This window comes from Streptomyces sp. NBC_01446 (genome assembly GCF_026340095.1).
Lineage (GTDB): Bacteria > Actinomycetota > Actinomycetes > Streptomycetales > Streptomycetaceae > Streptomyces > Streptomyces aureus.
The window spans coordinates 36754-58138 of record NZ_JAPEPO010000003.1 but is presented as its reverse complement, the minus strand read 5'-3'; the positions used below and the strand labels follow the sequence as shown (position 1 = coordinate 58138).

Below are 21385 nucleotides of genomic sequence, written 5' to 3'. Positions count from 1 at the left end.
CTTGCCCTCGGGTTGATCGGGGCGCAGGGCCGCTGCGGTGGCCGCATCCTCCGGTCGGCTACGCTCCGCGTCGCAGTGCGTGATGAGGAGGGTGGAAAGGATCTTGACCGCGGTGGTCTTGCCGGTGCCGTTCGGTCCGAGCAGGGCGAAGACGGTTCCTTCGGGGACGGCGAGGTCGATGCCGTCGAGGACGGTCTTGTCGCCGTAGGACTTGCGCAGCCCGTTCGCCGCGATGGCCAAAGTACTCATGAATGGCGCTCCTTCGAGACCTGTGGGCGGGGTTAGAGGCTGCGGGCGGTGATGTTGCCGTGGGCGGTGGTGGCGTGGATGGTGAGTGCGGCGGTGGCGCCGTCGGTGTTCTTGAGGGTGTTGTGGATGCGGCCGTAGGTGGTGCCGGCGTCCAGAGCGGCAGACACGCCGCGGGCGGCGCCGATGGTGATGTCGCCGGACTCGGTGCGCAGTTCGACCGTCCCGCTCGTGGCCTCGGTGATGTTCAGGTCGCCCTTTTGCGTGCTGATCTGCGCGGGGCCGTTCAGGCGGCCGACCAGGATGTCTCCGGCCTGGAGGGTGAGGCGGGCGCCGGTGGTCTCGTCGAGCTTGACCGTGCCCTGCGCGCCCTCGAAGGTGACGTCGCCGAGACGTCCGACGCCGCGGAGTTCGGCGGCGGCAGTCTTCGCCTCGATGCGGGAGCCGGCGGGCAGCTGGACGCTCACTTCGACGGAGCCGGAGTTGCCGAGGATCCGGTTCTTCGCGGCGGCAGCCTCGATGCGCAGAACACCGTCGGCGTAGGTGACCGTGGTCTGTTCGGCGGCCTTGAGGTCGCGGCTCTTGGACTTGTCGGCGGGCAGGATCTCGACGGTGGTGTCGGCGCGGTCGGCGGCGATGAACCGGATGCGGCCCGCGGGGATGTCCAGGACGGCGGTGACGGGGGAGGGGGTGTCGAACTTCTGCATGGTGTGCTCCTTGAATCCGTGGTTTCTGATGGGCGAAACGCTACGTTGCATTCAAGGATCGGGCAACAGCTTTGTTGCGCAAGAACCCTATAAACGCAGGTAGTTGCAGGGATTTCATTGCAATGGTCTGGGCTCTAACGCAACGGCCCGCACTCCTGGTCGTTGCAATGGAATGGGAGTGAACGCTATAGTCGACCCGCCCGACCCCGGACGCGAACGCCGGACACCGGGCGCGAGGCAGGGATGCCCGTCACGGGCGCCGGACGTGCATGCCGGCCGCTGGGCACGTTGCCGGGTACGAACGCCGGATGCCGCGGACGGGCGCCGGGATCGGTGCAGGGCTGTGAAGGAGAAGGGGAGCGCGATGCCGGGAGGCAGACTCACTCAGCAGGAGCGTCAGCAGATCGCGCTGGGGCTGGCCGATGGCCTGGCCTACGCCGAGATCGCCAGAAACCTGGAGCGTCCGACGTCGACGGTCACGCGTGAGGTGATGCGTAACGGCGGCCCGACCGCCTACCGCGCGGACCTCGCCCACCGGGCGACGCAGCAGCGTTCCCGCCGCAAGCAGCCGGCAGCGCCCCGTGATCCGGGCGCGCCTTCGCAGGCTCATGGGCGTGATGCGGATGCGGTGCGCGCGTATGAGGAGACGTTCACGACCGTCCTCATACAGTCGGGCACGCCGAAGATGATGGCGCGGGTGATGTCCTGTCTCACTCTCACCGACACGGGCAGTCTGACCGCGGCCGAACTCGTCCAGCGTCTGCAGGTCAGCCCCGCGTCCATCTCGAAGGCGGTCGCGTTTTTGGAGAGTCAGGGCATGGTCCGCCGGGAGCACGATGAACGCCGCCGTGAGCGATATGTCGTGGACAACGACATCATGTACCAGTCGATGATGGCCTCCGCCCGCTCCACGGCCCACATGGTCGACATCGCACGGCAGGGTGTCGGCGTCCTCGGGTCGGGTACTCCGGCGGCGACCCGTCTGGAGAACATCGCCCGGTTCCTCGATTTCGTCTCCGAAAGCATCGCGCGCGCGGCCGAGCAGGCCCGCGACATCCTCCACACCCAGCCCGAACCGCCGAAGGACAGCACTACCTGAGCCTTCCTCAGACCGTCAGGCGCGTAGCCGTCTTCGCCGGCGGCCAGGCCGGCCGGCGCAACAGCATTCCGGGCTGTGGCCACGAAGTACGGCCAAAGCGGTCTGCATCTTCCACGGCACCGTCACGGCCGCAACGATCCGGTACTGGCTCCGCCCGTGAGGCACCGGAGGGAACCTGGTCGTGCTGCGTCACGTCGCAGCTGGTGCTGTTCGAGGTGAGGGAGCGCCCGGATCAACGCCCGGCCCCCACGGCCGTCACCCCTTGGAGGCGGCTTCCCGGATCAGGGGCTCGAACTCCCGCCGCACGTAGGCGTCGAACGGCGCCGTCGATCACCCGCTGCACCCCCTGCTCTACCGCGAACTCCTTGATCGCCGCGCGGGAGTCGGGCTCCACACCCCCGCCGATGATCAGCACCCCGAACTCCCCGGTCTCCAACAGCCTCCGGGCCCCCTCGCCGGTGCTCACTTGCTCGGCGTCGAAGCCGTCCGCGTGCAGCGTGGCCAGCACTTCCATCACCCTGGCGGGCGTCCTTCCCAGCACCAGTGTCCTCATGGCGGTTCCCCTTTGATGCGTCAGCATGGGTGCCCCCGAACCTAGAAGCTCAACCAGACCTGAGGTCAACCCTCAACCCCTCGTCCCCGCCCCGGCTGCCGCACCGCCCTCGCAGGCAGGGGTGGAGTTGTCACCGGTGCCCGACTGGAGGAAGTTGCGAGCCCCGTGGTGCGGACGGCTGCTGGGTGGCCGACTGGTGCCGGCCCCGGGGATGGTGAGGGGTGCTCACCCCGTGACCCCGTGACCCCGTGACCTCGTGTCAGCGTTCCCTGGCGCCTTCACGCAGCCGCGCTTGTCATCGGTCTCCTCTGTGTATCCGACATGGGATATGAAGGCTTGCGTGCGGGTCGGCGTCTTCGTTTCGAAGGTGACGAGCCGTTATGTTCTGGGATGTGTGAGTGATGGCGGGCGGTCTGCACATGTGTGGCTGTCCCGCCTGGCGCCATGTGCGGGGTGTTTGGGTGGGGCAGGGCGGGCTCTGCCACGAGGGTGCGGGGTGCGAGCTGGGTCCGGCGGCCTGGTACTTCTGGGCACCCGGACCCCACCCGCGATTGTGTCCTCCTCGGCGGTCCTCGAACGGCCGGTGCGCAGCCCCTCCCCGCAAAGCGCTGACTGTGTTCTGGCCGGTGGGGCCGGTGAGGCGTAGAGGTCGTTGCCCGGTGAAGCCCCCCGCTTCTGGCGCAGTCCCTGGAGGTCCGGATGAGTGAGGGAACGCCGCCACCGGAGTGGAGCCTGGACGGACACTCGAGTGATCTCTCAACCTCCGGTCGAGCTATGAGCGGGTCGTGTGGGGGGTCACCCTGTCCGCACCCGCGCCCGTGCCCGTGTCCGTGCGGGGGAGGGGCGGCCGTCGTTTCCCGGTGATGTGCCGTTGGACAGGTCTGCTGAGGAGTGTGGGCGCTCCGTTGAGGCCGAGGTCCTGGAGGGTGCGGCCGTCGTGCAGGGTGTCCTGCCCTACTAGGCGCTTGCATACTCGACCAGTTCGCGTACGGCGGGATGGTGGCGGTGCTGCTGGAGCCGTCCCAGGAGCGCGGTGCTCAGGTCGAGGCAGCGGGCTGCTTTGGTGGCCCGGGCGGTGTCGAGTGCGGTGCGGGCGTGGGCGGCGGCCTGGGGGATGTCGTGGGCGGCGAGGGCAGCGTCGGCGCGGTAGACGGTGAACACGGCCCGGGTGCGGTCGCGTTCGCCGTTGAGGAGGTCGAGGCCGTTGTCGATGGCGGCGGCCGCGGTGGCGGGCTGGCCGAGGTCGAGGTGGCAGCGGCCGGCGTCTGCTTCGAGGTCGGCGGGAGACATTCAGGACACCCAGGCTGGTGTCGTGTCGGGCCGGGCCTGGTCGAGTTCACGGGTGGCGGAGGTCAGGGCGCGGTGGGTGCCGGTGCGGTCGCCGAGGACGGCCAGGGCGCGGGCGGTGTGCACGTGAAGGAGGGTGCGGGCGGCGGGGGAGTGGGTGCGGGAGCGGGCGAGCGCGAGGATGTCGACGGCCTCCTTCGGGAAGGCCCGCCATGTCGCCTGGTAGGCGAGGTCGGCGAGGATGCCGGTGCCGAGGTCGCGGTCGCCCGCGAGGTAGGCGGCGTGCATGGCGGTGTGCCAGCGTGCTTGTGCGAGGCCGTGGTGGCCGTTGTCGAATTCGTTCCAGCCGGCGCTCTGTCCGAGCTGTGCTGCCATGGAGTGGAGCCGGATCGCGGTGGGCTGGTCGTAGCGGGCGTTGTCGAGCAGCTCGTGCATGGCGCTGCGGTGGGCCTCGATCAGCAGCGCGGCGACTTTCTGGTGGTGCGCGCTCATGGCGCGCAGTTCGTCGGTCCTGTGTTCCAGCCAGTTCAGGAGGTCCTCGTCGAGGCGGCCGCCGTCGAGCGCGGTGTCGAGGCTTACAGCGTGGGCCGGGGTGGCGTGGGTCCACTGCTCGGCCAGGGCGACGAGTGCGGCGCCGGAGTAGATGAGGAAGGCGCGGCGGTTGTGCGGCGTGCGCTCGCGGTCGGCGCCCGAGCGGCGGCCGCGAGCGCACCCCGCACGCTTCATCCGCGTCGAGAGATCGTCCATCGACCAGTTGTGTTCGTCGCGTACGGCGGCGAGCGGGTGGTTGATCAGCCGCATCACGGGCGTCCTGTCTGCTCGGCCGGTGCTCCTGAACTCCACGATGGTGCGCGGGTGTTGGGCTGAGCAAGCCCACCTCAAAGTGAGTTGCCCAGCTAGTAGACCGTCGTGGCTAATTTTTGGGATAAAGGTGACGTAGTTTGATGCGTGCGTCGTGGGTGGTGAACTGCCAGTCCACCTGACGTTGGTCGGTGTTGGTGGCGTTCTGCCAGGCCGAGAGTTCGGTGTTGAGGATGTCGAGGTCGTTGATCCGGCGGTCGAGGCATTGCCGGGTCAGCGCGGAGAGTTCGATCTCGGCGATGTTGAGCCATGACCCGTGCTTGGGCGTGTGGTGGATCTCGAGGCGCTGGGCCAGGGCGAAGGCTTTGTCGGGGGTGAATGCCTCGTAGAGCGAGGCGATGGTGTGGGTGTTGAGGTTGTCCATCACCAGTACCACCGTGTCGGCGTCGGGGTAGTTGACGGTCAGGAGCTGCTCGACCTGGCCGGCCCAGTCGGTCCGGGTGCGCCGGGACAGTGCCTGGACGCGGCGCCACCCGGCCAGGGGCTCGACCCAGCAGAAGATCGAGCAGGTGCCGCAGCGGATGTACTCACTGTCCTGGCGGGCGTCGTGGCCGGGGCGGGCCGGGAGCGGGGCGCGGGCATGGTCGAGGAGCTGGTAGGGCTTCTCGTCCATGCACACGACCGGACGTGCTGGGTCATAGGGCCGGGCGTAGATGGCCAGTACGTCTTCCATCCGGGCCGCGAACTGCGCGTTCGCCTTCGGTGGGATGGTCCAGCACTTCTTCAGATGAGGACGCAGTTCCGTTTTTTTAAGACCCGCCCGATGGTGGAGTGATCCAGGTTCGGGATGTCCTCGGCCAGGGCGACATGCTTCTCCAGCAGCCGCAGGGACCACCGGGTATAGCCCTGGGGTGGCTGTGAGCACGCCATCGCGATCAGCCGGGCTTCGACCTCACCGGTCACCGGCGAGGGCACCGGCGGCAGCTCGCGCTTCTTCCGGGCGATCGTGGCGTGAACATCGCCACCGGTCTCGGCGAACCGCTTGGCCACCAGCCGCAGTGTCTCGCCCGAGACTCCGGCCCGGGCCGCGACCGCGTCCTGCGAGCCGATCGCGCCTGCAGAGGTGTCGAGCGCGAGCAGCACCCGCGCCCTCCTGATCACCGAGGCTGGATGGATACCCGTCGTGGTTACCCGAACCAGCTCTTCACGATCAGCCGCGGTCAGCACCACCGGCCTCTTCTTCTGCGAACCCATCACCCCAACTCCCGTCCGGCAGAAGGGAAGCAACATCTGCCGGACCCCACCATCCCAACCAAACAACCCAGAACTAAGCAACGACACGCTACTAGGGCAGGGGAGTGCTACGGGCCCCAGGTGTCCACGGTGAGTACTCACCTGGGCCTTACGCGGCGTCGGGCCACACCGGAAGGCTGGTGCTGCCGCAGGCCGCGCCGAGTCCGCGCGCGGAGCACTGGTCGCCTGTCGGGCCAGTCCGGGCGCACAGCGTGATGGACTCCTACGAACTGCGTGGGATTCGGGGGGTGCAGAGCTAACCCTCGGGTGCTCCAAGGTCTGCGGTGCTGTCCGGCTGAAGCCCCGGCCTGGCCGCGGTGAAGGACGGGTGTTGTCTGAATCAAGTCCAGCGGCGCCGCTTCGACCTGGAGCGTCACTGCAGTCGCCGATCCGGAGAGAAGTACTCGCCGACGTTGCCGGCGAGGTCAGGGGCCGCGCACTTCACGGCTGTTGCGCTTCTTGTACCGCGCAGTGGCGAAACCTGGGGCCGGCCACCCTGTGCACCCCGGTTCCGGCGTCCGTGACCTCGTCGCCCGGAGCTTCGTCGTGTTCCGGGTGGGTCAGTCCGATGTTGGTGGCAGCAACAACCGACGGGCCACGGCTTTGACGCGCACGACAGGACAGCCCCGGTGACGCCCCCGTACGTTGTGCCGACCAGGAGCTGACGGAGAGTGGAGCCCAGGATGACCGAACTGATCCCGCCGGAAAACACACGGCCGGCGCCCGGGGCGGGCAGACGCACGCTCGGCGTGCTGCCCCTGGTCGGAATCTTCTTCTTCACAGTGTCCGGAGGCCCCTTCGGGCTCGAAGCCTCACTCTCCAGCGCCGGTCCGGGCATGACCCTGCTGATGATCGTCCTGGTGCCGGTGGTCTTCGGCGTACCGAACGCGCTGGTGGCAGCGGAGTTGAGCGCCGCGATACCGGTCGACGGCGGCTACTACTACTGGACGAAGATCGCGCTCGGCAGAGGTGCGGCATTCGTGTTCGGGGCCTGGAATTCGATCGGGTCGGTGCTGAACCTCGCCCTCTACCCGATCCTGCTGGTCGACTACCTGGCCACCTGGGTCCCGGACATCGCCCGCGGGAAGGGGCTGGTGATCGTGGACCTGTTCCACGGCGGTTTCGTCGTGGACCTGCACTGGATCGTCACCGTGGCCCTCATCGTCCCGATGGCGTACCTGAACTACCGCGGCTCCAAGGCGGTGAGCGAGTACTCGGTCGGGATGATGCTGTTGATCCTCGCACCGTTCGCGATGCTGACGGTCCTGGGCATCTGGCATGCGGTCGGCAACGGGATCAACGTGCTCTCGCCCTTCATGGTGCCGGGGCAGAGCGCCCACTCGTCGGTGGCCGGCGCGCTCAGCGTGATCGTGTGGCTGTACCTCGGCTTCGACGGCCCGAGCACCGTGCTGGGCGAGGTCGCCGACGCGCACCGGACCTACACCCGGGCCCTGGTCATCTCGGTTCCGCTGATCATCACCGCCTACCTGTTGCCCACCATCGCCGCCATCGGCAGCGGGCTGCACCAGGGCTCGCCCGCCGACTGGGCCCAGGGCGACTTCATCGTGGTCGGCGAGGCCCTGGGCGGAATCTGGCTGAAGGTGCTGATCTCCCTGGGATCGGCGCTCTCCCTGGTGGGGCTGTTCATGGCGATCCTGCTGACGAGCACCCGGGTCCCGCGGGCGCTCGCCGCGGACGCGTACCTGCCGCGCTGGATGGCCCGGGACAGCAGACGGTTCAACACGCCGGTGGGTGCGCTGCTGGCGAGCACCACCATCGTCGTCGTGCTCTCCGCCGTCGACTTCAGCTCGATCCTGCGGGCCACGGTGCTGCTCACCCTGGCCTCGATCCTGCTGGAATTCGTGGCCTTCCTGGTCCTCCGCTGGAGATATCCGCAGATGCTCCGGCCGGTTCGGGTCCCCGGCGGCTGGCCCGGCGCGGTCCTGGTCGTCGTGCTGCCCACAGCGATGATCGTGTACCTGGCGTGGAGTACGGCGGTCGACGAGGCCGCGACGTTCGGCACGAGTCTCGCGTTGGCGCTGCTGGCCGTGCTGCTGTACCCGCTGTGCCGACGGTTCGTCAAAGGCGACCGGCCGGACGCGGATATCGACTCCTCCCAGGTCGAGCTGGGTCCGGACCGGTTCGCGGGATTCGGTTCGCGGAAGGCGGGCGTCTGATGGATGTGCAACGGGTGCTCTCTGGGCTTGCGGAGCAGTTGCGGACCTGGTGGCCGGTGCCGGGAATCGCGATCAGCGTCGTCGATGGGACCGGCGATTCCGCGTTCGTCACCGCAGGATTCGCGAACGCGGAGTCCGGGGCGCCGGTCTCCCGTCGCACGCGGTTCGAGATCGGTTCCATCAGCAAGACCTTCACCGCCTTCCTGCTCGGCATACTGGCGGACGAGGGGAAGGTGGACCTCGACGCGGCGGTCGCCGACCACCTGCCCTGGTTCGCCCCGAACGGCGGCTCCCGCGCGATCACCGTCCGGCACCTCCTGCAGCACACCTCCGGCCTGGTGGCCGGGGCCGACGCGCTGCCCGATGCCGCCGCACGCGGCTACGCGCTACGCGATGCGAGGACCTGGGCCGAACCAGGTGAGCTGTTCCACTACTCCAACGAGGGCTACAACCTGCTGGGGTTGATCGTCGAGCAGGTGACGGGGGAATCGCTGGCGGACGCCATGGCCGGACGGCTGCTGCGGCCCCTGGGCATGCGCGACTCGGCGGCACGGATCACTCACGAGGACATCGCCGAACTCGCCACCGGGTACCGGTTCCTGCGCGACGACCGCCCACCGCTGCCGTCGGCCCCGCTCGCGCCGGCCGGCTTCTTCGAGTATTCGGCGGCCGATGGGAACGTGCTGGCAACCGCTTCCGACCTGGGCCAGTTCGCCCGCATGCTGCTGGGCCGGGGCACCCTGGACGGCACCAGGATCATAAGTCCCGAGCGGTTCCGACAGATCGTCACGGTGCCTGCCGGCGCGGTCAGTTCCGGCTACGCGCTCGGCGTGGACGTGGAAATGATCGACGGCCACACCTGGCTGACGCACGCCGGCGGGATGGTCGGATACCGCTCGTACCTCGCCGTCGACACCGACGGCGGGCACGGTGTCGCCGTGCTGACCAACGCACCCGGCGAGTGCCAGATCATCGACCGCTTCGCCCGCCATGTGCTCGCCGTCGTCCAGGGAGCCCCGGCGGACCCGGCGCTGTTCGACCCGGAGCGGATCCCCGACGCCCAGCGCTACGTCGGGATCCACGGAACGACGCCGCGTCAGATCCGCGTCGAGGCCACGGGCGACGACCGTCTCTCGCTCACCTCGGGCGAGGTGACCGGCAGGCTGTACGACGCGGGGGACGGGCGGCTGGTGTGCGATCACCCAGGATGGTCCGCCTACCACCACTTCCTGGACGGACGCTGGCTCTACGGACCCGAGTCACTGGGCCCCAGCCTCTCCGCGCCGGCCGCTCCTCCGCATGCACTCGCAGGTCACTACCGGAGCTACACCCCCTGGTATCCCAGCTTCAGCATCGTGCAGCGGGCGGGACGACTGCACATGATCGCCGCGACCGGCGTGGAAGCGCCCCGCGACGAACCGGAACTCGTCCCGCTCGACGACGGGACGTTCCGCATCGGAGCCGACCCCCGGCTGCCGGAGCGCCTGACGTCCGGCCCTGCCCTGGACGGCGCGGTGCTCTGGGTGGACCTGGACGGGTGCCGCTACACGCGCTCGTTCCGGGATCAGCCGGAGCCTTGGGAAGCGCCCGTCCGCAGCTCGCGCACCCGGAGCTGGAGGTGCGCGAGCAGCATGGCGTCGGAATCGGCGAAGTCCAGCCCGGAGACCTCGCGGATACGGCGCAGCCGGTAGCGCAAGGTGTTGGGGTGGATGTGCAGGGCCTCCGCCGCGGTGTCGGTGGCTCCCGCGGCGGCGAGATAGGCGGCCAGGGTCGCCGCCAGCGGACCGTCCTGGCCCTCTTCCTGGCGCAGCCGGTGCAGCGCGCCGCCGGCGTCCGGCAGGCCGAGCGCCTCGGTCGCGTCAGCGAGGTGCAGCAGCAGCACCGCCAGCGCCATGTCCTCCACGGTGCGCACGGCCGGTCCGCGGACGGCCGGGTGCCGCAGCGCCCGCAGCGCGGCGTCCGCCTGCGCCCGCACATCGGCGATCCGGCCCGTCGATTCGGCCGGTCCGCCGACGGCGACCACATAGTCACCGGCCAGTGGGGTCCGCGCGAGGAAGTCGCGGGCCAGGGCGACGGCCGACTCCAGAGCCGTGGCGTGTTCCGGAGGCCAGGCAGCCAGTACGTACACCGCTCCGGTGCCCGCCACCAGGGCTGAACGAGGGTGCACGGCCGCCAGAAAGTACTCCAGCGTGTCCGCGAACCGGCGCAGCCCGACGGTGTCCAGCGCGTCGGAGCCCGTGCTCCCGGCCAGCCGCGGGGCCGCGGCCAGGACGCAGACCGGGCCGGAGCCCAGCTGCAGCCGGCTCGCCTCCACCGGGTCGGCCGCCCCGCCGAGTACCGCGGCGGCCAGCTCGCCGCGCTGGCGGCGGGCGTAGCTGGTCTCCGTGCGCAGGCCGACCAGCTGCAGCGCGACCACGGGCGCGAATTCGCGCAGCCGGGCTGTGGCCGCCTCGTGGAGCGGCCCGGTGACGGCGGCCCAGATGTAGCCGACGACGTCCGAACCGGCCCGGACCGCGATCGCCAGCCTTGCCAGCTGATCCGCCCCGGTCGCCTCCATGTACACCGGCTCGGTGCTGGCATGGAGCCGCTCGAACTCCTGACGCTCGCGCTGTTCGGCGAGCGTCCGCTGGTGCACGGCCCGCCCCAGGATGGTCTCGATCCGCTCGGAGTCGGTCCGGTCCTGCCCCTCCGACCAGGCCACCAGCGCGGAGAAGCGGTCCTCGATGGTGACCGGGGCGCCGACGCTCTCGTAGACCGCGTTCGCCAGGGCGAACAGCTCTGCGCCGCTACCGGCCGAGCGCACGCGCGTCCTCGCGTACTCGAGCAGCTGCTCACGGACGGTCGTCGCCACGTGCATCCAGGACGCGTCTCGGTTGACCTCGATGATCGCCAGCTTGTCGTGGGCCGACGGCGGCACCGGAGCCTTCACCGCCAGCACCTCCGCGCCGGCCTGCCGCATGGCCGCGGTCAGCTCGCGCAGCTCGGCCTCCGTGGTCACGCCGACCCCCAGCACCACACACCCGGGTCCGAGCTGTGTCGGCGCACCCGGGGCATGGATGGCGATGTCGGTGAGCGGCCCGCCGCTGCCGGTCCCCTCCTGGACCAGGCGCAGCAGCGCCGGGCCGATGTTGTCCACGAGCTGACGGACGGGCAGGTGCCCCCGAGCGCCGGACTCCCGCATGGTGCACCCCCGACTCGAAGGACTGTTGTGGGCGTCAAGTCTGGGAGACCCGTATTGACGATGTCAACGATGATCCGGAGTGACCGTAGCGGGAGCACAGCAGGAGAGTGGGACGGATCAGTGGCACAAGGAGCGCGGATGGCAACGATGCAGACGCAGGCAGACCGGGAACTGCTGGGGCTGTTCCCGATTCACCGGAGCTGTCATCCCCAGCGGCGACGACAGCTGGCACACCGTAGAAGTGCAGGAGCAGGGGCAGTTGGAAATGCGATCCAACGCCCGGATCGCCGGCAACAGGATCGACGAGACGGGAGAGGGCGCTGCGGTCATCCGCAATATGGGCACGCTTGTCATGCGCGGCACGTCGTCCGTCGAGAACAACACCGTCACCAGCCACCTGGTCGACCACCCTGAACCAACGGGCAGCATCCTGCTGGGCGGGACCGCCGCGGGCATCTACAACACCGGCACTCTTGAGGTGAAGGAGCAGGCCTCCGGCATCGTCACTCTTCCCGTAGATCGGCCCTGCACCTTCCGTTGTACCGACCGCGCCGCACAGGTGGACGGCGTAGGGACTTTTGGGCCACGGAGTTGTCCATGTGACCAGGCAGCCTTGTTGGCAATCAGCGCCGCAGGTTGTCGCTGGCCCCGACGGATGTGTCGCGGCGTAGTTGGCAATGGTGCAGCAGGCTAGTTGGCGAGCCGTGGTCACCGCCTGTGATCAGCTTGTTTTCCCGATGACGGCTGGTGCGAGGACGACAGCGGCGGGGCCGCCGGAGCTTCCGGACGCCCCCGCCTGCGAGTGCCGCTCAGGCCGGGACGGCGGTGGTCGCCGGCTCGGTCTCTGTCGAGCCGCGGGCGGCGAGGTAGCGCTCGGCGTCCAGAGCCGCCGCTGCGCCCGTCCCAGCGGCGGTGATGGCTTGCCGGTAGGTGTGGTCGACGACGTCGCCGGCGGCGAAGACCCCGGGCAGGCTGGTACGCGTCGACGGGGAGGCCACGCTGACGTAGCCCTCGTCGTCGAGGTCGACCTGACCCTTGAAGAGTTCGGTGCGCGGGTCGTGGCCGAGGGCGATGAACAGCCCGGTGACGTCGAGGTCGCGGGTGGCGCCGGTGAAAACGTCGCGCAGGACGACGCCGCCGAGCATGCCGTTGGTCTCCTTGATCTCGGCGATCTCGCTGTCGAAGGCGAAGGAGATCTTGTCGTTGGCGAACGCCCGGTCCTGCATGACCTTGGAGGCGCGCAGGGTGGAGCGTCGGTGGACGACGGTGACTGAGTTGGCGAAGCGGGTGAGGAAGGTGGCTTCCTCCATGGCGGTGTCGCCGCCGCCGACCACGACGATGTCGCGGTCACGGAAGAAGAACCCGTCGCAGGTCGCGCACCAGGACACGCCCCGGCCGGAGAGCTCGTCCTCCTTGGGCAGGCCAAGCTTGCGGTAGCCGGAGCCGGTCGCGATGATCACCGTCTTCGCGCGGTGCACGGTGCCCGCGGAGTCGGTGAGCAGCTTGATGTCGCCGGTGAGGTCGACGGAGACGATGTCGTCGTCGATCATCTCGGCGCCGAACTTCTCGGCTTGGGCCCGCATGCTTTCCATGAGGACGGGACCGTCGACGCCGTCGGGGAAGCCGGGGAAGTTCTCCACCTCGGTGGTGGTGGTCAGCGATCCGCCGACGAAGATGGAGCTGCCGAACAGCAGGGGCCTCAGTTGGGCGCGGGCGGTGTAGAGGGCGGCGGTGTATCCGGTGGGGCCGGAGCCGATGATGACGACGTCGCGTATCTCGCTCACGCCGTTGCCCCAGGCTTCTCCGGGGCAATCTCGGCGATCAGGCCCTCGACCAGGATCTTGATCTCGTCGCGGATCGGTCGTACGGCCTCGACGCCCTGGCCGGCCGGGTCCTCCAGCTTCCAGTCCAGGTAGCGCTTGCCGGGGAAGACGGGGCAGGTGTCGCCGCAGCCCATGGTGATGCAGACGTCCGACTCGCGGACCGCGTCGATGGTGAGGATCTTCGGCGTCTCCTTGGAGATGTCGATGCCTACCTCGGCCATGGCCTCGACGGCGGCCGGGTTGACCTGATCGCCGGGGTTCGAGCCGGCGGAACGGACCTCGACGCGGTCGCCGGCCAGGTGGGTCAGCCACGCGGCGGCCATCTGGGAGCGGCCGGCGTTGTGAACGCAGACGAACAGGACGGACGGCTTGTCGGCCATGGTGATCGTTCTCTCTCGTCGCATGGCGGAACCCAGCCCGCCAATGACTTCAGCCCCCGCTGGTATCAGCGGGTGATGATGTGAGAGTATCAGTGCATGCTGACTTCAGTCGATCCTGATGTGATCCGGGTGCTGGGCGATCCGCTCCGCCTCCAGATCGTGACCCTGCTGGCGCGCGAGACGCTCTGCACGACCCACCTGGTCGAGGAGACCGGAGCCAAGCAGACCAACCTGTCCAACCACATGAAGGTGCTGCGCGAGGCCGGGATCGTGGAGACCGAGCCGTGCGGCCGGTTCACCTACTACAAGCTAAAGCCCGAGGTCCTGACCGGGCTGTCCGAGCAGTTCGCAGCGCTCGCTGCCTCCGCCCGTACCGCTGCCGAGAACAAGAGGGCCTGCCCGTGACCTCCACCGAGCCCACCACCGCCCCCGCTCCGGCCGGCGGCGGGGACGACTCGATCGTCAAGAAGCTCTCCACCCTCGACCGCTACCTCGCGGTGTGGATCCTCCTCGCCATGGCCGTGGGCCTGGGCCTGGGCCGTCTCATCCCGGGCATGAACGACGCGCTCGCGAAGATCGAGATCGGCGGGATCTCCCTGCCGATCGCGCTCGGCCTGCTGATCATGATGTACCCGGTCCTCGCCAAAGTCCGCTACGACAAGCTCGACCGCGTCATCGGCGACAAGAAGCTGATGGTCTCCTCGCTGGTCATCAACTGGATCGTCGGACCGGCGGTGATGTTCGCCCTGGCGTGGATCTTCCTGCCGGACCTGCCCGAATACCGCACCGGCCTGATCATCGTGGGACTTGCCCGTTGCATCGCCATGGTCATCATCTGGAACGACCTCGCCTGCGGCGACCGCGAGGCCGCGGCCGTCCTCGTCGCGCTGAACTCGGTGTTCCAGGTCCTCGCGTTCGGCCTGCTGGGCTGGTTCTACCTCGACCTGCTGCCGCGCTGGATGAACCTCGGCGACGGCCAGGGCCTGGACGTGTCCGTCTGGCACATCGCACTGAACGTCATCATCTTCCTCGGCATCCCGCTGCTGGCCGGCTTCCTCACCCGCCGCATCGGCGAGCAGAAGCTGGGCCGCGACGACTACGAGCAGAAGTTCCTGCCGAAGATCGGCCCCTGGGCGCTGTACGGACTGCTGTTCACGATCGTCATCCTCTTCGCCCTGCAGGGAAAGACCATCACCTCGCAGCCGCTGGACGTCGCCCGGATCGCGCTGCCCCTACTGGTCTACTTCGCGATCATGTTCTTCGGGACCTTCCTCCTCGGCAAGGGCCTCGGCCTCGCCTACGACCGCACCGCGACCCTCGCTTTCACTGCGGCGGGCAACAACTTCGAGCTGGCCATCGCGGTCGCCATCGCCACCTTCGGCGTCACCTCCGGCCAGGCCCTGTCCGGCGTCGTCGGACCACTCATCGAAGTCCCGGTCCTCATCGGCCTGGTCTACGTCGCCCTCGCCTGGCGACGGAAGTTCGCCGCCGACGCGGTGACGACCGCCCCGTGACACAGCACACGGACGTGGTGGTGGTCGGCGGCGGCCAAGCAGGGCTCGCCGCCGGCTACCACCTGCGCCGCCAGAGCCTCGACCACGTCATCCTGGACGCCAGCCCGGCGCCGGGCGGGTCCTGGCAGCACATGTGGAACTCGCTACACCTGTTCTCCCCGGCCGAGCACTCCTCCCTGCCAGGCCGGCTCATGCCCGCCCAGCCCGGCCAGACATACCCGGACGCCGGGCACGTCGTGGACTACCTCGCCGACTACGAGAAGCGCTACGGCCTGCCCGTCCAGCACGGCACCCGTGTGGAGGCCGTACGCCGCGACGGCGATCGGCTCCTGGTCGAGGCCGACACCGGCACCTGGCGGGCCCGCGCGGTCATCAGTGCCACCGGCACCTGGACGCGGCCCTTCCTCCCCTCTCTCCCCGGCCGCGACGTCGTCACCGGTCAGCAGCTGCACACGGTGAACTACCGCTGTCCGGCCGACTTCGCCGGCCAACGCGTGATCGTGGTCGGCGGCGGGAACTCCGGCGCGCAGATCGCCGCCGACCTCGCCCTGGACAGCCGCGTCGACGTCACCTGGGTGACCCAGCGCCCGCCGCGGTTCCTCGCCGACGACATCGACGGCCGCGCCCTGTTCGACGTCGCCACCGCACGCCGCCGCGCCCTTCAAGAAGGCCGCGACGACACCGGCGGGGTGGCCTCGCTCGGCGACATCGTCGCCGTGCCGCCCGTCCGTGCCGCCCGCGACGCCGGGCTCCTGACCGCGAGGCCGATGTTCTCCCAGCTCACCACTGACGGTGTCCGATGGGCCGACGGCAGCCACGAAAGCGCGGATGCGGTCATCTGGTGCACCGGCTTCCGCCCGGCCCTGTCCCACCTGGCCCCGCTCCAGCTCCGGAGCACGCGCGGGCACATCGCGACCGAGGGCACCCGGGCCGTCGGCGAACCGCGCCTGCACCTGCTCGGCTACGGCGACTGGACCGGCCCGGCGTCCGCGACGCTGATCGGGGTGGGGCGCCCCACACGGGACGCCGCCCGCGAAATCGCGGCGCTGTGCACGCACAACTGACAGAGCGGCCCAGCGTGTTTCGTGACTTCCCCCAGTGTCGCGGCACAGCATGATCGGTGCAGACTGCCCCCCATGACCTCACCCCTGGCCGCCGACCCGCCACGTCCAGTGAGCCGGGCGTACTCCGCGCCCGCGGTGTTCGGCGCGGGCGCGGGCATCGGCATTCTCGGCGGGATGATCGGCCTGGGCGGTGCGGAGTTCCGGCTCCCCCTGCTGATCAGCCTGTTCGGGTTCGCGGCACTGTCCGCGGTCATCCTGAACAAGGCCATGAGCCTGGTCGTGGTCGTCACCGCGCTGCCCGCCCGGCTGGCCGCGGTCTCCGCCTCCCAGCTGGCCGGTCACTGGCCCGTCGCAGTCAACCTGCTGGCCGGGAGCCTGCTGGGCGCATGGGCCGGAGCCAGCTGGGCGGTACGGATGCGCAGCTCCACCCTGTACAAGGTGCTGGCAGCGCTGATGGTGCTCATGGCCGGCGCGCTACTGGCCACCCACCTCGCCACTTTCGGGACGCTCGCGCTGCCGCTGTGGGCGCAGGTGCCCTGCGGAGTCGTGGCCGGCTTCGGCATCGGCGTGGTCGCCGCGATCATGGGCGTGGCCGGGGGCGAACTGCTGATCCCGACGATCGTGCTGCTCTTCGGGCTGGACATCAAGACGGCGGGAAGCCTGTCCCTGCTGGTGTCGCTTCCGACCATGCTGGTCGCCTTCGCCCGCTACAGCCGCGACGGCAGCTTCGCCGTCCTGGGCGCCAACCTCCGCTTCACCGCCGTGATGGCCGCAGGCTCGATCGCCGGCGCGCTGCTGGGCGGACTACTGGTCGGCGTCTTCTCCGACCTCGTGCTCGTTCCCGCACTGGCGGTGATCCTGCTCATCTCATCGGTCAAGCTCGCGCGTCACGACTGAGTCCGTGAGGCCCCTCGCCCCGGCACAGCGACCACCCACGCTCAACGCCCTGCTCGCCATGTCCCGCTCTGTCCGTTCGATCGTCACGCCGCGGCGGGCATGGCCAGCAGCTTGCCCATGGCGGCGAGCACCGACGGCTCGACCCGGTAGTACACCCAGGTGCCGCGCCGCTCGGAGGTGAGCAGCCCGGCCTCCTTCAGCTTCTTCAGGTGGTGGGACACCGTGGGCTGGGAGACGCCGACATCGGAGATGTCGCACACGCACGCCTCCCCGCCCTCATGCGAGGCCACCGCGGAGAACAGCCGCAGCCGGACCGGATCGCCCAGCGCCTTGAACATCCGCGCGGCCGTCTCGGCCTCCACGGCGGTCATCGGCCGCTCGGTCAGCGGCGGGCAGCACGGCGCCACACCCTGGCCATCGGCGGGCTCGAGCAGCGGCAGCACCTTCGCATTCGACATGTGTCTATGTTGACACATGTCGAACCAGCGCGGGGAGGTCCGTCACCGGAGCGCGAGTTGCCCGGCCAGGCGCCGGGCAACGCGGCCCGCGTCCCGACCCACGCCACGCAGAGAGTTCGACGACAGACTGCGCTGCCATTCCAGCCCGACGAATGCCAGGCCCGGCACGCCGGTGGCAATCCCCTCGCGGTGCCGGGGGTCCCCCTCGGCGTCGAGAGCGCCGTCGAGGCCGGCGAGGTACGGCAGGTCGGGGCGGTATCCCGTGGCGAGGACGATCGTGTCGGCTTCCTCTCGCTCGCCGTCCGGCCAGACGAGCTTGCTTCCGTCGGCGCCCGTGAACATCGCTCGCCGCTCGGGCCGGCTGGCGGCCAGGGCGGCCCGGTAGCGGCCGTCATCGAGGACCGGCTGCGCCGGCGGGCGCGACAGGAGCCGGCCGAAGGGCGCGGTGTCCAGGCCAGTGCGGGCCAGCCAGAAGTGCAGGTCGCGGCCGAGGAGCCGTTGCGCCGCGAACTTCACCGGCCGGCGGGTGGCGAGCGTGACGCGGTTGGTCGTGGCGAGCTCGGCGGCGATCTGCACCGCGGAGTTCCCGGCCCCGACCATGACCACTCGGTGGCCGGTGAACGGGGCCGGACCGCGGCAGTCGGCGGCGTGCAGCACCTGTCCGGCGAATGCCTCCAAGCCCGGCAGCGCCGGGCGGTGGGGGCGCCCGAACGTCCCGGAGGCCGCCACGACGGCCGCGTGGAAAGCCGGCCGCCACCCTCCAGCTCCACTTCGAAGACGTCGCCGGTACGGCGGACCGCGGTGACGCGGCAGCCGGTGCGGATCTCGGCGTCCAGGCGGTCGGCGTAGGCGGTGAGGTAGGCGACGACCTCGTCGCGGTGCGGATAGCGGTCACGGTCGGCGCCGGGAAACGGCATCCCCGGCAGCGAGCTGTACCGGGCGGGTGAGAACAGCGTGAGGCTGTCGTAGTAGCGCGGCCACGACCCGGCCGCGCGGCCGGACGCCTCCAGCACCACCGGCCGCAGCCCCCGGCGCAGCAACGCGTGGGCGGTGGCGAGGCCGGACTGGCCGCCCCCGATGACAGCGACGTCGATGTGCTCCATCAGCGATCCCCCACGTGGTTTCGATGAATGTCTATGTTGACGCTCATCAATACAGGTCCCATGCTGGGCCGCGCAAGCCATCGACAGATGTCGAATCACGCTAGGAGTCGTCGTGAACGCGCCCGCCACCACCGAGCTGCCCGTCGTCGTGATCGGGGCCGGACCCGCCGGCCTGGCCGCCGCCGCCCACCTTCTCGACCAGGGCATCGAGCCCCTGGTCCTGGAAGCCGGCCACACTGCCGGCGCAGCAGTGCGCGAGTGGGCGCACGTCCGGTTGTTCTCCACCTGGGGCGAGGTCGTCGACCCGGCCGCCGAGAAGCTGCTGGCGCCCACCGGCTGGACGCGCCCCGACCCGGCGACCTACCCCTCCGGCGGCGACTGGGCCGATCTCTACCTGCAGCCGCTCGCCCACGCTCTCGGCGACCGCGTCCGCACCGGCGCCACCGTGACCGGCGTCTCCCGGGCTGGCCGGGACCGCATCGTGGACGCCGACCGCGAGCAGCAGCCGTTCGTCGTGCACGTCGCCCACGCGAACGGCCGCGAGGAACGCCTCTTCACCCGCGCCGTCATTGACGCCTCCGGTACCTGGGCCACGCCCAGCCCGGCCGGCGGCAGCGGCCTTGCCGCCCTCGGCGAGAAGGCCGCCGCGGACCGGATCACCTACCGCGTCCCGGACCTGAAGAACCCGGCCGTACGGGCCCGGTACGTCGGCAAGCGCACCGCGGTCATCGGCTCCGGCGCCTCAGCGTTCACCGCTCTCGCCTACCTCGCCGACCTCGCCAAGTCCGACGACGGCGCGGGCACGAAGGGCGTGTGGATCCTGCGCCGGGGCATCTCGGGCTCCACCTTCGGCGGCGGCGAAGCCGACCAGCTCCCCGCACGCGGCGCCCTCGGTCTCGCCGCGAAGGCCGCCGTCGACGACGGTCACGCCGACGCGGTCACAGGCTTCCGCACCGACGCGATCGAGCGCGATGCGGACGGCCGCCTGGTCCTGGTCGGCGAGGACGGGCGCCGCCTGGACGCGGTCGACCAGGTGATCGTGTTGACGGGCTTCCGCCCCGACCTGTCCTTCCTCGACGAGCTCCGCCTCGGTCTCGACGAGCGCCTCCAGGCTCCCGTCGAGCTGGCGCCGCTGATCGACCCCAACCAGCATTCCTGCGGCACCGTCTACCCGCACGGCCACCGCGAGCTCTCCCACCCGGAGCAGGGCGTGTACCTGGTCGGCATGAAGTCCTACGGCCGCGCCCCGACCTTCCTGGCCATGACCGGCTACGAGCAGGTCCGCTCCGTCGCCGCCGCCATCGCCGGCGACCTCGAGTCCGCCGACCGCATTGAACTCACCCTCCCCGAAACGGGAGTGTGCGGCGGCGCCGGTCTGTTCGACGCTCCCGACGCCCAGGAGGCCCATGGTGGCGGGTGCTGCGCGCCCGCGCCGCAGCTCGTACAGCTCGGCGCCCCGGTCGCGGTAGGGGTGGCTGCCGAGGAGGCCCCGGCGGGCGGCTGCTGCGGCTCGTGACCGACCTGGGCACCACCTCGCGCGGGGCCGCGACCGGAACAGGGGACCGGTCGCGGCCCCGTGCCGCCCTGCCCGCCCTCTGCGCCACGCAGATCGTGAGCTGGGGCATCGTCTACTACGCGTTCCCCGTCCTCAACCCCCAGATCACCGCCGCGACGGGGTGGCCGACCGGCGCGACCACCGCGGCGTTCTCGCTGGGTCTCGTCGTCTCCGCCCTCGCCGGGATCCGCGTCGGGCGCATCCTCGACCGGCGCGGCCCGCGCACCGTCATGACCGCCGGGTCCGTGCTCGGCGCCATCAGCCTGCTGATCGTGGCCACAGCCCCCAACCTCCCGGTTTTCATCGCCGGTTGGGCGCTCGCCGGATTCGCGATGGCGTCCACCTTCTACCAGCCCGCGTTCGCCGCCCTCACCCGCTGGTGGGCCCCCAACCACGTGCGGGCCCTGACCGTGGTCACCCTTGCCGGCGGTCTCGCGTCCACGGTCTTCGCACCCCTGACCGCAGCCCTCGCCGAGCATCTGTCCTGGCGCCACACCTACCTCGTGCTCGCCGCCATCCTCGCCGCCGTCACCATCCCCGTCCACGCCCTGGCCCTGCGCGCACCCTGGCCCGACGCCCCAACCAGCCCCGCACACACGGCCGCAGGCGCTGCCGGGGTCGGGCGCAGCCGACCGTTCCTGCTGCTCGCCGCCGCCTTCACTCTGTCGGGCTTCGCGATGTACGCCGTCGTTGTGGCCCTCGTCCCGCTCCTCCTGGAGCGCGGGTACACCACCAGCCAGGCCGCGTGGGCCCTCGGCATCGGCGGTGTAGGCCAGACCCTCGGCCGCACCCTGTACGCAGCCCTCGCCCGCCGCACCACCGCAACGGCCCGCACCACGATCCTGATCGGACTCGGCGGACTGATCACGGCCGGGTTCGCCGCCGCCCCTGGCCCGTACGGCCTCCTCATCGCCGTTTCGGTCGTAGCCGGCATGGTCCGCGGCAACCTCACCCTCCTCCAAGCCACCGCCATCACTGACCGCTGGGGCACCACCCACTACGGCCGACTCTCCGGACTCCTGGCCGCACCCGCCCAAACAGCAGCAGCACTCGCACCGTTCGCTGGCGCTGCCCTCGCCGTGCCCCTGAGCGGCTACGGACCGCTGTTCTTCCTCCTGATCGCCGTCTCCGTGGCCGCCGCGCTCATCGCGCCGTGGACAGCCACCGACGGCGTACGCCATCCATCCCCACGGCTCTGACAACCGCCGCGTCCCTGCAAGCACAGACGAACCCGCCCTGGTTCTGTC

At 70.2% G+C, this 21385-nt stretch carries 19 protein-coding genes and 3 pseudogenes; 10 read left to right on the top strand and 12 right to left on the bottom strand.

Going from position 1 to position 21385, the window contains the following annotated elements; genetic code table 11:
* Window positions 1-84: 84 nt before the first annotated feature.
* Window positions 85-249 (bottom strand): annotated as a pseudogene (locus OG456_RS44335) (ATP-binding cassette domain-containing protein); the annotation flags it as partial.
* A gap of 32 nt (window positions 250-281) precedes the next feature.
* On the bottom strand, window positions 282-953 hold the full coding sequence (locus OG456_RS44330; RefSeq protein WP_266570839.1) for a DUF4097 family beta strand repeat-containing protein: 672 nt from the start codon (window positions 951-953) through the stop codon (window positions 282-284).
* A 364-nt stretch (window positions 954-1317) separates the two neighbouring features.
* Here OG456_RS44330 and OG456_RS44325 point away from each other — a divergent pair, with 364 nt between their 5' ends.
* A complete protein-coding gene (locus OG456_RS44325; RefSeq protein WP_266570838.1) occupies window positions 1318-2052 on the top strand; it encodes a helix-turn-helix domain-containing protein in 735 nt (244 codons plus the stop codon).
* 232 nt (window positions 2053-2284) lie between these two features.
* Here the strand turns inward: OG456_RS44325 and OG456_RS44320 are convergent, their stop codons facing one another.
* From OG456_RS44320 to OG456_RS44300, 5 genes are all read right to left on the bottom strand, one after another.
* Window positions 2285-2605, bottom strand: a complete 321-nt coding sequence (locus tag OG456_RS44320; protein WP_266570837.1) for a hypothetical protein — start codon at window positions 2603-2605, stop codon at window positions 2285-2287.
* A gap of 957 nt (window positions 2606-3562) precedes the next feature.
* Window positions 3563-3895, bottom strand: coding sequence for a hypothetical protein (locus OG456_RS44315; RefSeq protein ID WP_266570836.1), 333 nt, complete (start codon window positions 3893-3895; stop codon window positions 3563-3565).
* Window positions 3896-4693, bottom strand: a complete 798-nt coding sequence (locus OG456_RS44310) for a hypothetical protein (protein ID WP_266570835.1) — start codon at window positions 4691-4693, stop codon at window positions 3896-3898.
* 112 nt (window positions 4694-4805) lie between these two features.
* The gene (locus OG456_RS44305) at window positions 4806-5588 is read right to left on the bottom strand and encodes an IS630 family transposase (RefSeq protein WP_266570834.1); all 783 of its coding nucleotides are present in this window, start codon (window positions 5586-5588) and stop codon (window positions 4806-4808) included.
* Entirely contained in the window at window positions 5477-5947 is a 471-nt protein-coding gene (locus OG456_RS44300; protein WP_266570833.1) for a helix-turn-helix domain-containing protein, read from the bottom strand. Before OG456_RS44300 ends, OG456_RS44305 begins: the two co-directional genes overlap by 112 nt.
* Before the next feature lie 722 nt (window positions 5948-6669).
* On the opposite strand from OG456_RS44300, the gene OG456_RS44295 reads away from it, so the two are divergent.
* On the top strand, window positions 6670-8163 hold the full coding sequence (locus OG456_RS44295; protein WP_266570832.1) for an APC family permease: 1494 nt from the start codon (window positions 6670-6672) through the stop codon (window positions 8161-8163).
* A pseudogene (locus tag OG456_RS44290) lies at window positions 8163-9110 on the top strand (serine hydrolase domain-containing protein); the annotation flags it as partial. The gene OG456_RS44295 and the pseudogene OG456_RS44290, both read left to right, overlap by 1 nt.
* A gap of 617 nt (window positions 9111-9727) precedes the next feature.
* Here OG456_RS44290 and OG456_RS44285 read toward each other — a convergent pair.
* The gene (locus OG456_RS44285; RefSeq protein ID WP_266570831.1) at window positions 9728-11344 is read right to left on the bottom strand and encodes a helix-turn-helix domain-containing protein; all 1617 of its coding nucleotides are present in this window, start codon (window positions 11342-11344) and stop codon (window positions 9728-9730) included.
* A 241-nt stretch (window positions 11345-11585) separates the two neighbouring features.
* Here OG456_RS44285 and OG456_RS44280 point away from each other — a divergent pair, with 241 nt between their 5' ends.
* Window positions 11586-12038, top strand: a complete 453-nt coding sequence (locus OG456_RS44280) for a hypothetical protein (protein ID WP_266570830.1) — start codon at window positions 11586-11588, stop codon at window positions 12036-12038.
* A 115-nt stretch (window positions 12039-12153) separates the two neighbouring features.
* Here the strand turns inward: OG456_RS44280 and trxB are convergent, their stop codons facing one another.
* Both trxB and OG456_RS44270 read right to left on the bottom strand, forming a co-directional pair.
* Window positions 12154-13128, bottom strand: coding sequence for a thioredoxin-disulfide reductase (trxB, locus tag OG456_RS44275; protein ID WP_266570829.1), 975 nt, complete (start codon window positions 13126-13128; stop codon window positions 12154-12156).
* The gene (locus OG456_RS44270) at window positions 13125-13547 is read right to left on the bottom strand and encodes an arsenate reductase ArsC (protein WP_266571745.1); all 423 of its coding nucleotides are present in this window, start codon (window positions 13545-13547) and stop codon (window positions 13125-13127) included. The genes trxB and OG456_RS44270 overlap by 4 nt, the downstream gene beginning before the upstream one ends.
* Window positions 13548-13643: 96 nt before the next feature.
* Between OG456_RS44270 and OG456_RS44265 the strand changes: the two genes are divergently transcribed.
* The 4 genes from OG456_RS44265 (at window position 13644) to OG456_RS44250 (ending at window position 17022) form a co-directional block, all read left to right on the top strand.
* A complete protein-coding gene (locus tag OG456_RS44265) occupies window positions 13644-13952 on the top strand; it encodes a helix-turn-helix transcriptional regulator (protein ID WP_266570828.1) in 309 nt (102 codons plus the stop codon).
* Entirely contained in the window at window positions 13949-15061 is a 1113-nt protein-coding gene (gene arsB, locus OG456_RS44260) for an ACR3 family arsenite efflux transporter (RefSeq protein ID WP_266570827.1), read from the top strand. Before OG456_RS44265 ends, arsB begins: the two co-directional genes overlap by 4 nt.
* The gene (locus OG456_RS44255; RefSeq protein WP_266570826.1) at window positions 15058-16125 is read left to right on the top strand and encodes an ArsO family NAD(P)H-dependent flavin-containing monooxygenase; all 1068 of its coding nucleotides are present in this window, start codon (window positions 15058-15060) and stop codon (window positions 16123-16125) included. Before arsB ends, OG456_RS44255 begins: the two co-directional genes overlap by 4 nt.
* 72 nt (window positions 16126-16197) lie before the next feature.
* Window positions 16198-17022 carry a sulfite exporter TauE/SafE family protein gene (locus OG456_RS44250; RefSeq protein ID WP_266570825.1) on the top strand — a complete coding sequence of 275 codons (825 nt, stop codon included), beginning with the start codon at window positions 16198-16200 and terminating at the stop codon, window positions 17020-17022.
* Between the two features lie 83 nt (window positions 17023-17105).
* Here the strand turns inward: OG456_RS44250 and OG456_RS44245 are convergent, their stop codons facing one another.
* Together OG456_RS44245 and OG456_RS44240 are read right to left on the bottom strand one after the other, a co-directional pair.
* On the bottom strand, window positions 17106-17480 hold the full coding sequence (locus OG456_RS44245; RefSeq protein WP_266570824.1) for a helix-turn-helix transcriptional regulator: 375 nt from the start codon (window positions 17478-17480) through the stop codon (window positions 17106-17108).
* 42 nt (window positions 17481-17522) lie between these two features.
* Window positions 17523-18583 (bottom strand): annotated as a pseudogene (locus OG456_RS44240) (flavin-containing monooxygenase).
* Window positions 18584-18695: 112 nt separating this feature from the next.
* Between OG456_RS44240 and OG456_RS44235 the strand changes: the two are divergent.
* Window positions 18696-20099 (top strand): NAD(P)-binding domain-containing protein, encoded by a 1404-nt coding sequence (locus OG456_RS44235; protein ID WP_266570823.1) that lies wholly within the window; start codon window positions 18696-18698, stop codon window positions 20097-20099.
* On the top strand, window positions 20096-21337 hold the full coding sequence (locus OG456_RS44230) for an MFS transporter (protein WP_266570822.1): 1242 nt from the start codon (window positions 20096-20098) through the stop codon (window positions 21335-21337). Before OG456_RS44235 ends, OG456_RS44230 begins: the two co-directional genes overlap by 4 nt.
* Window positions 21338-21385: the final 48 nt, after the last annotated feature.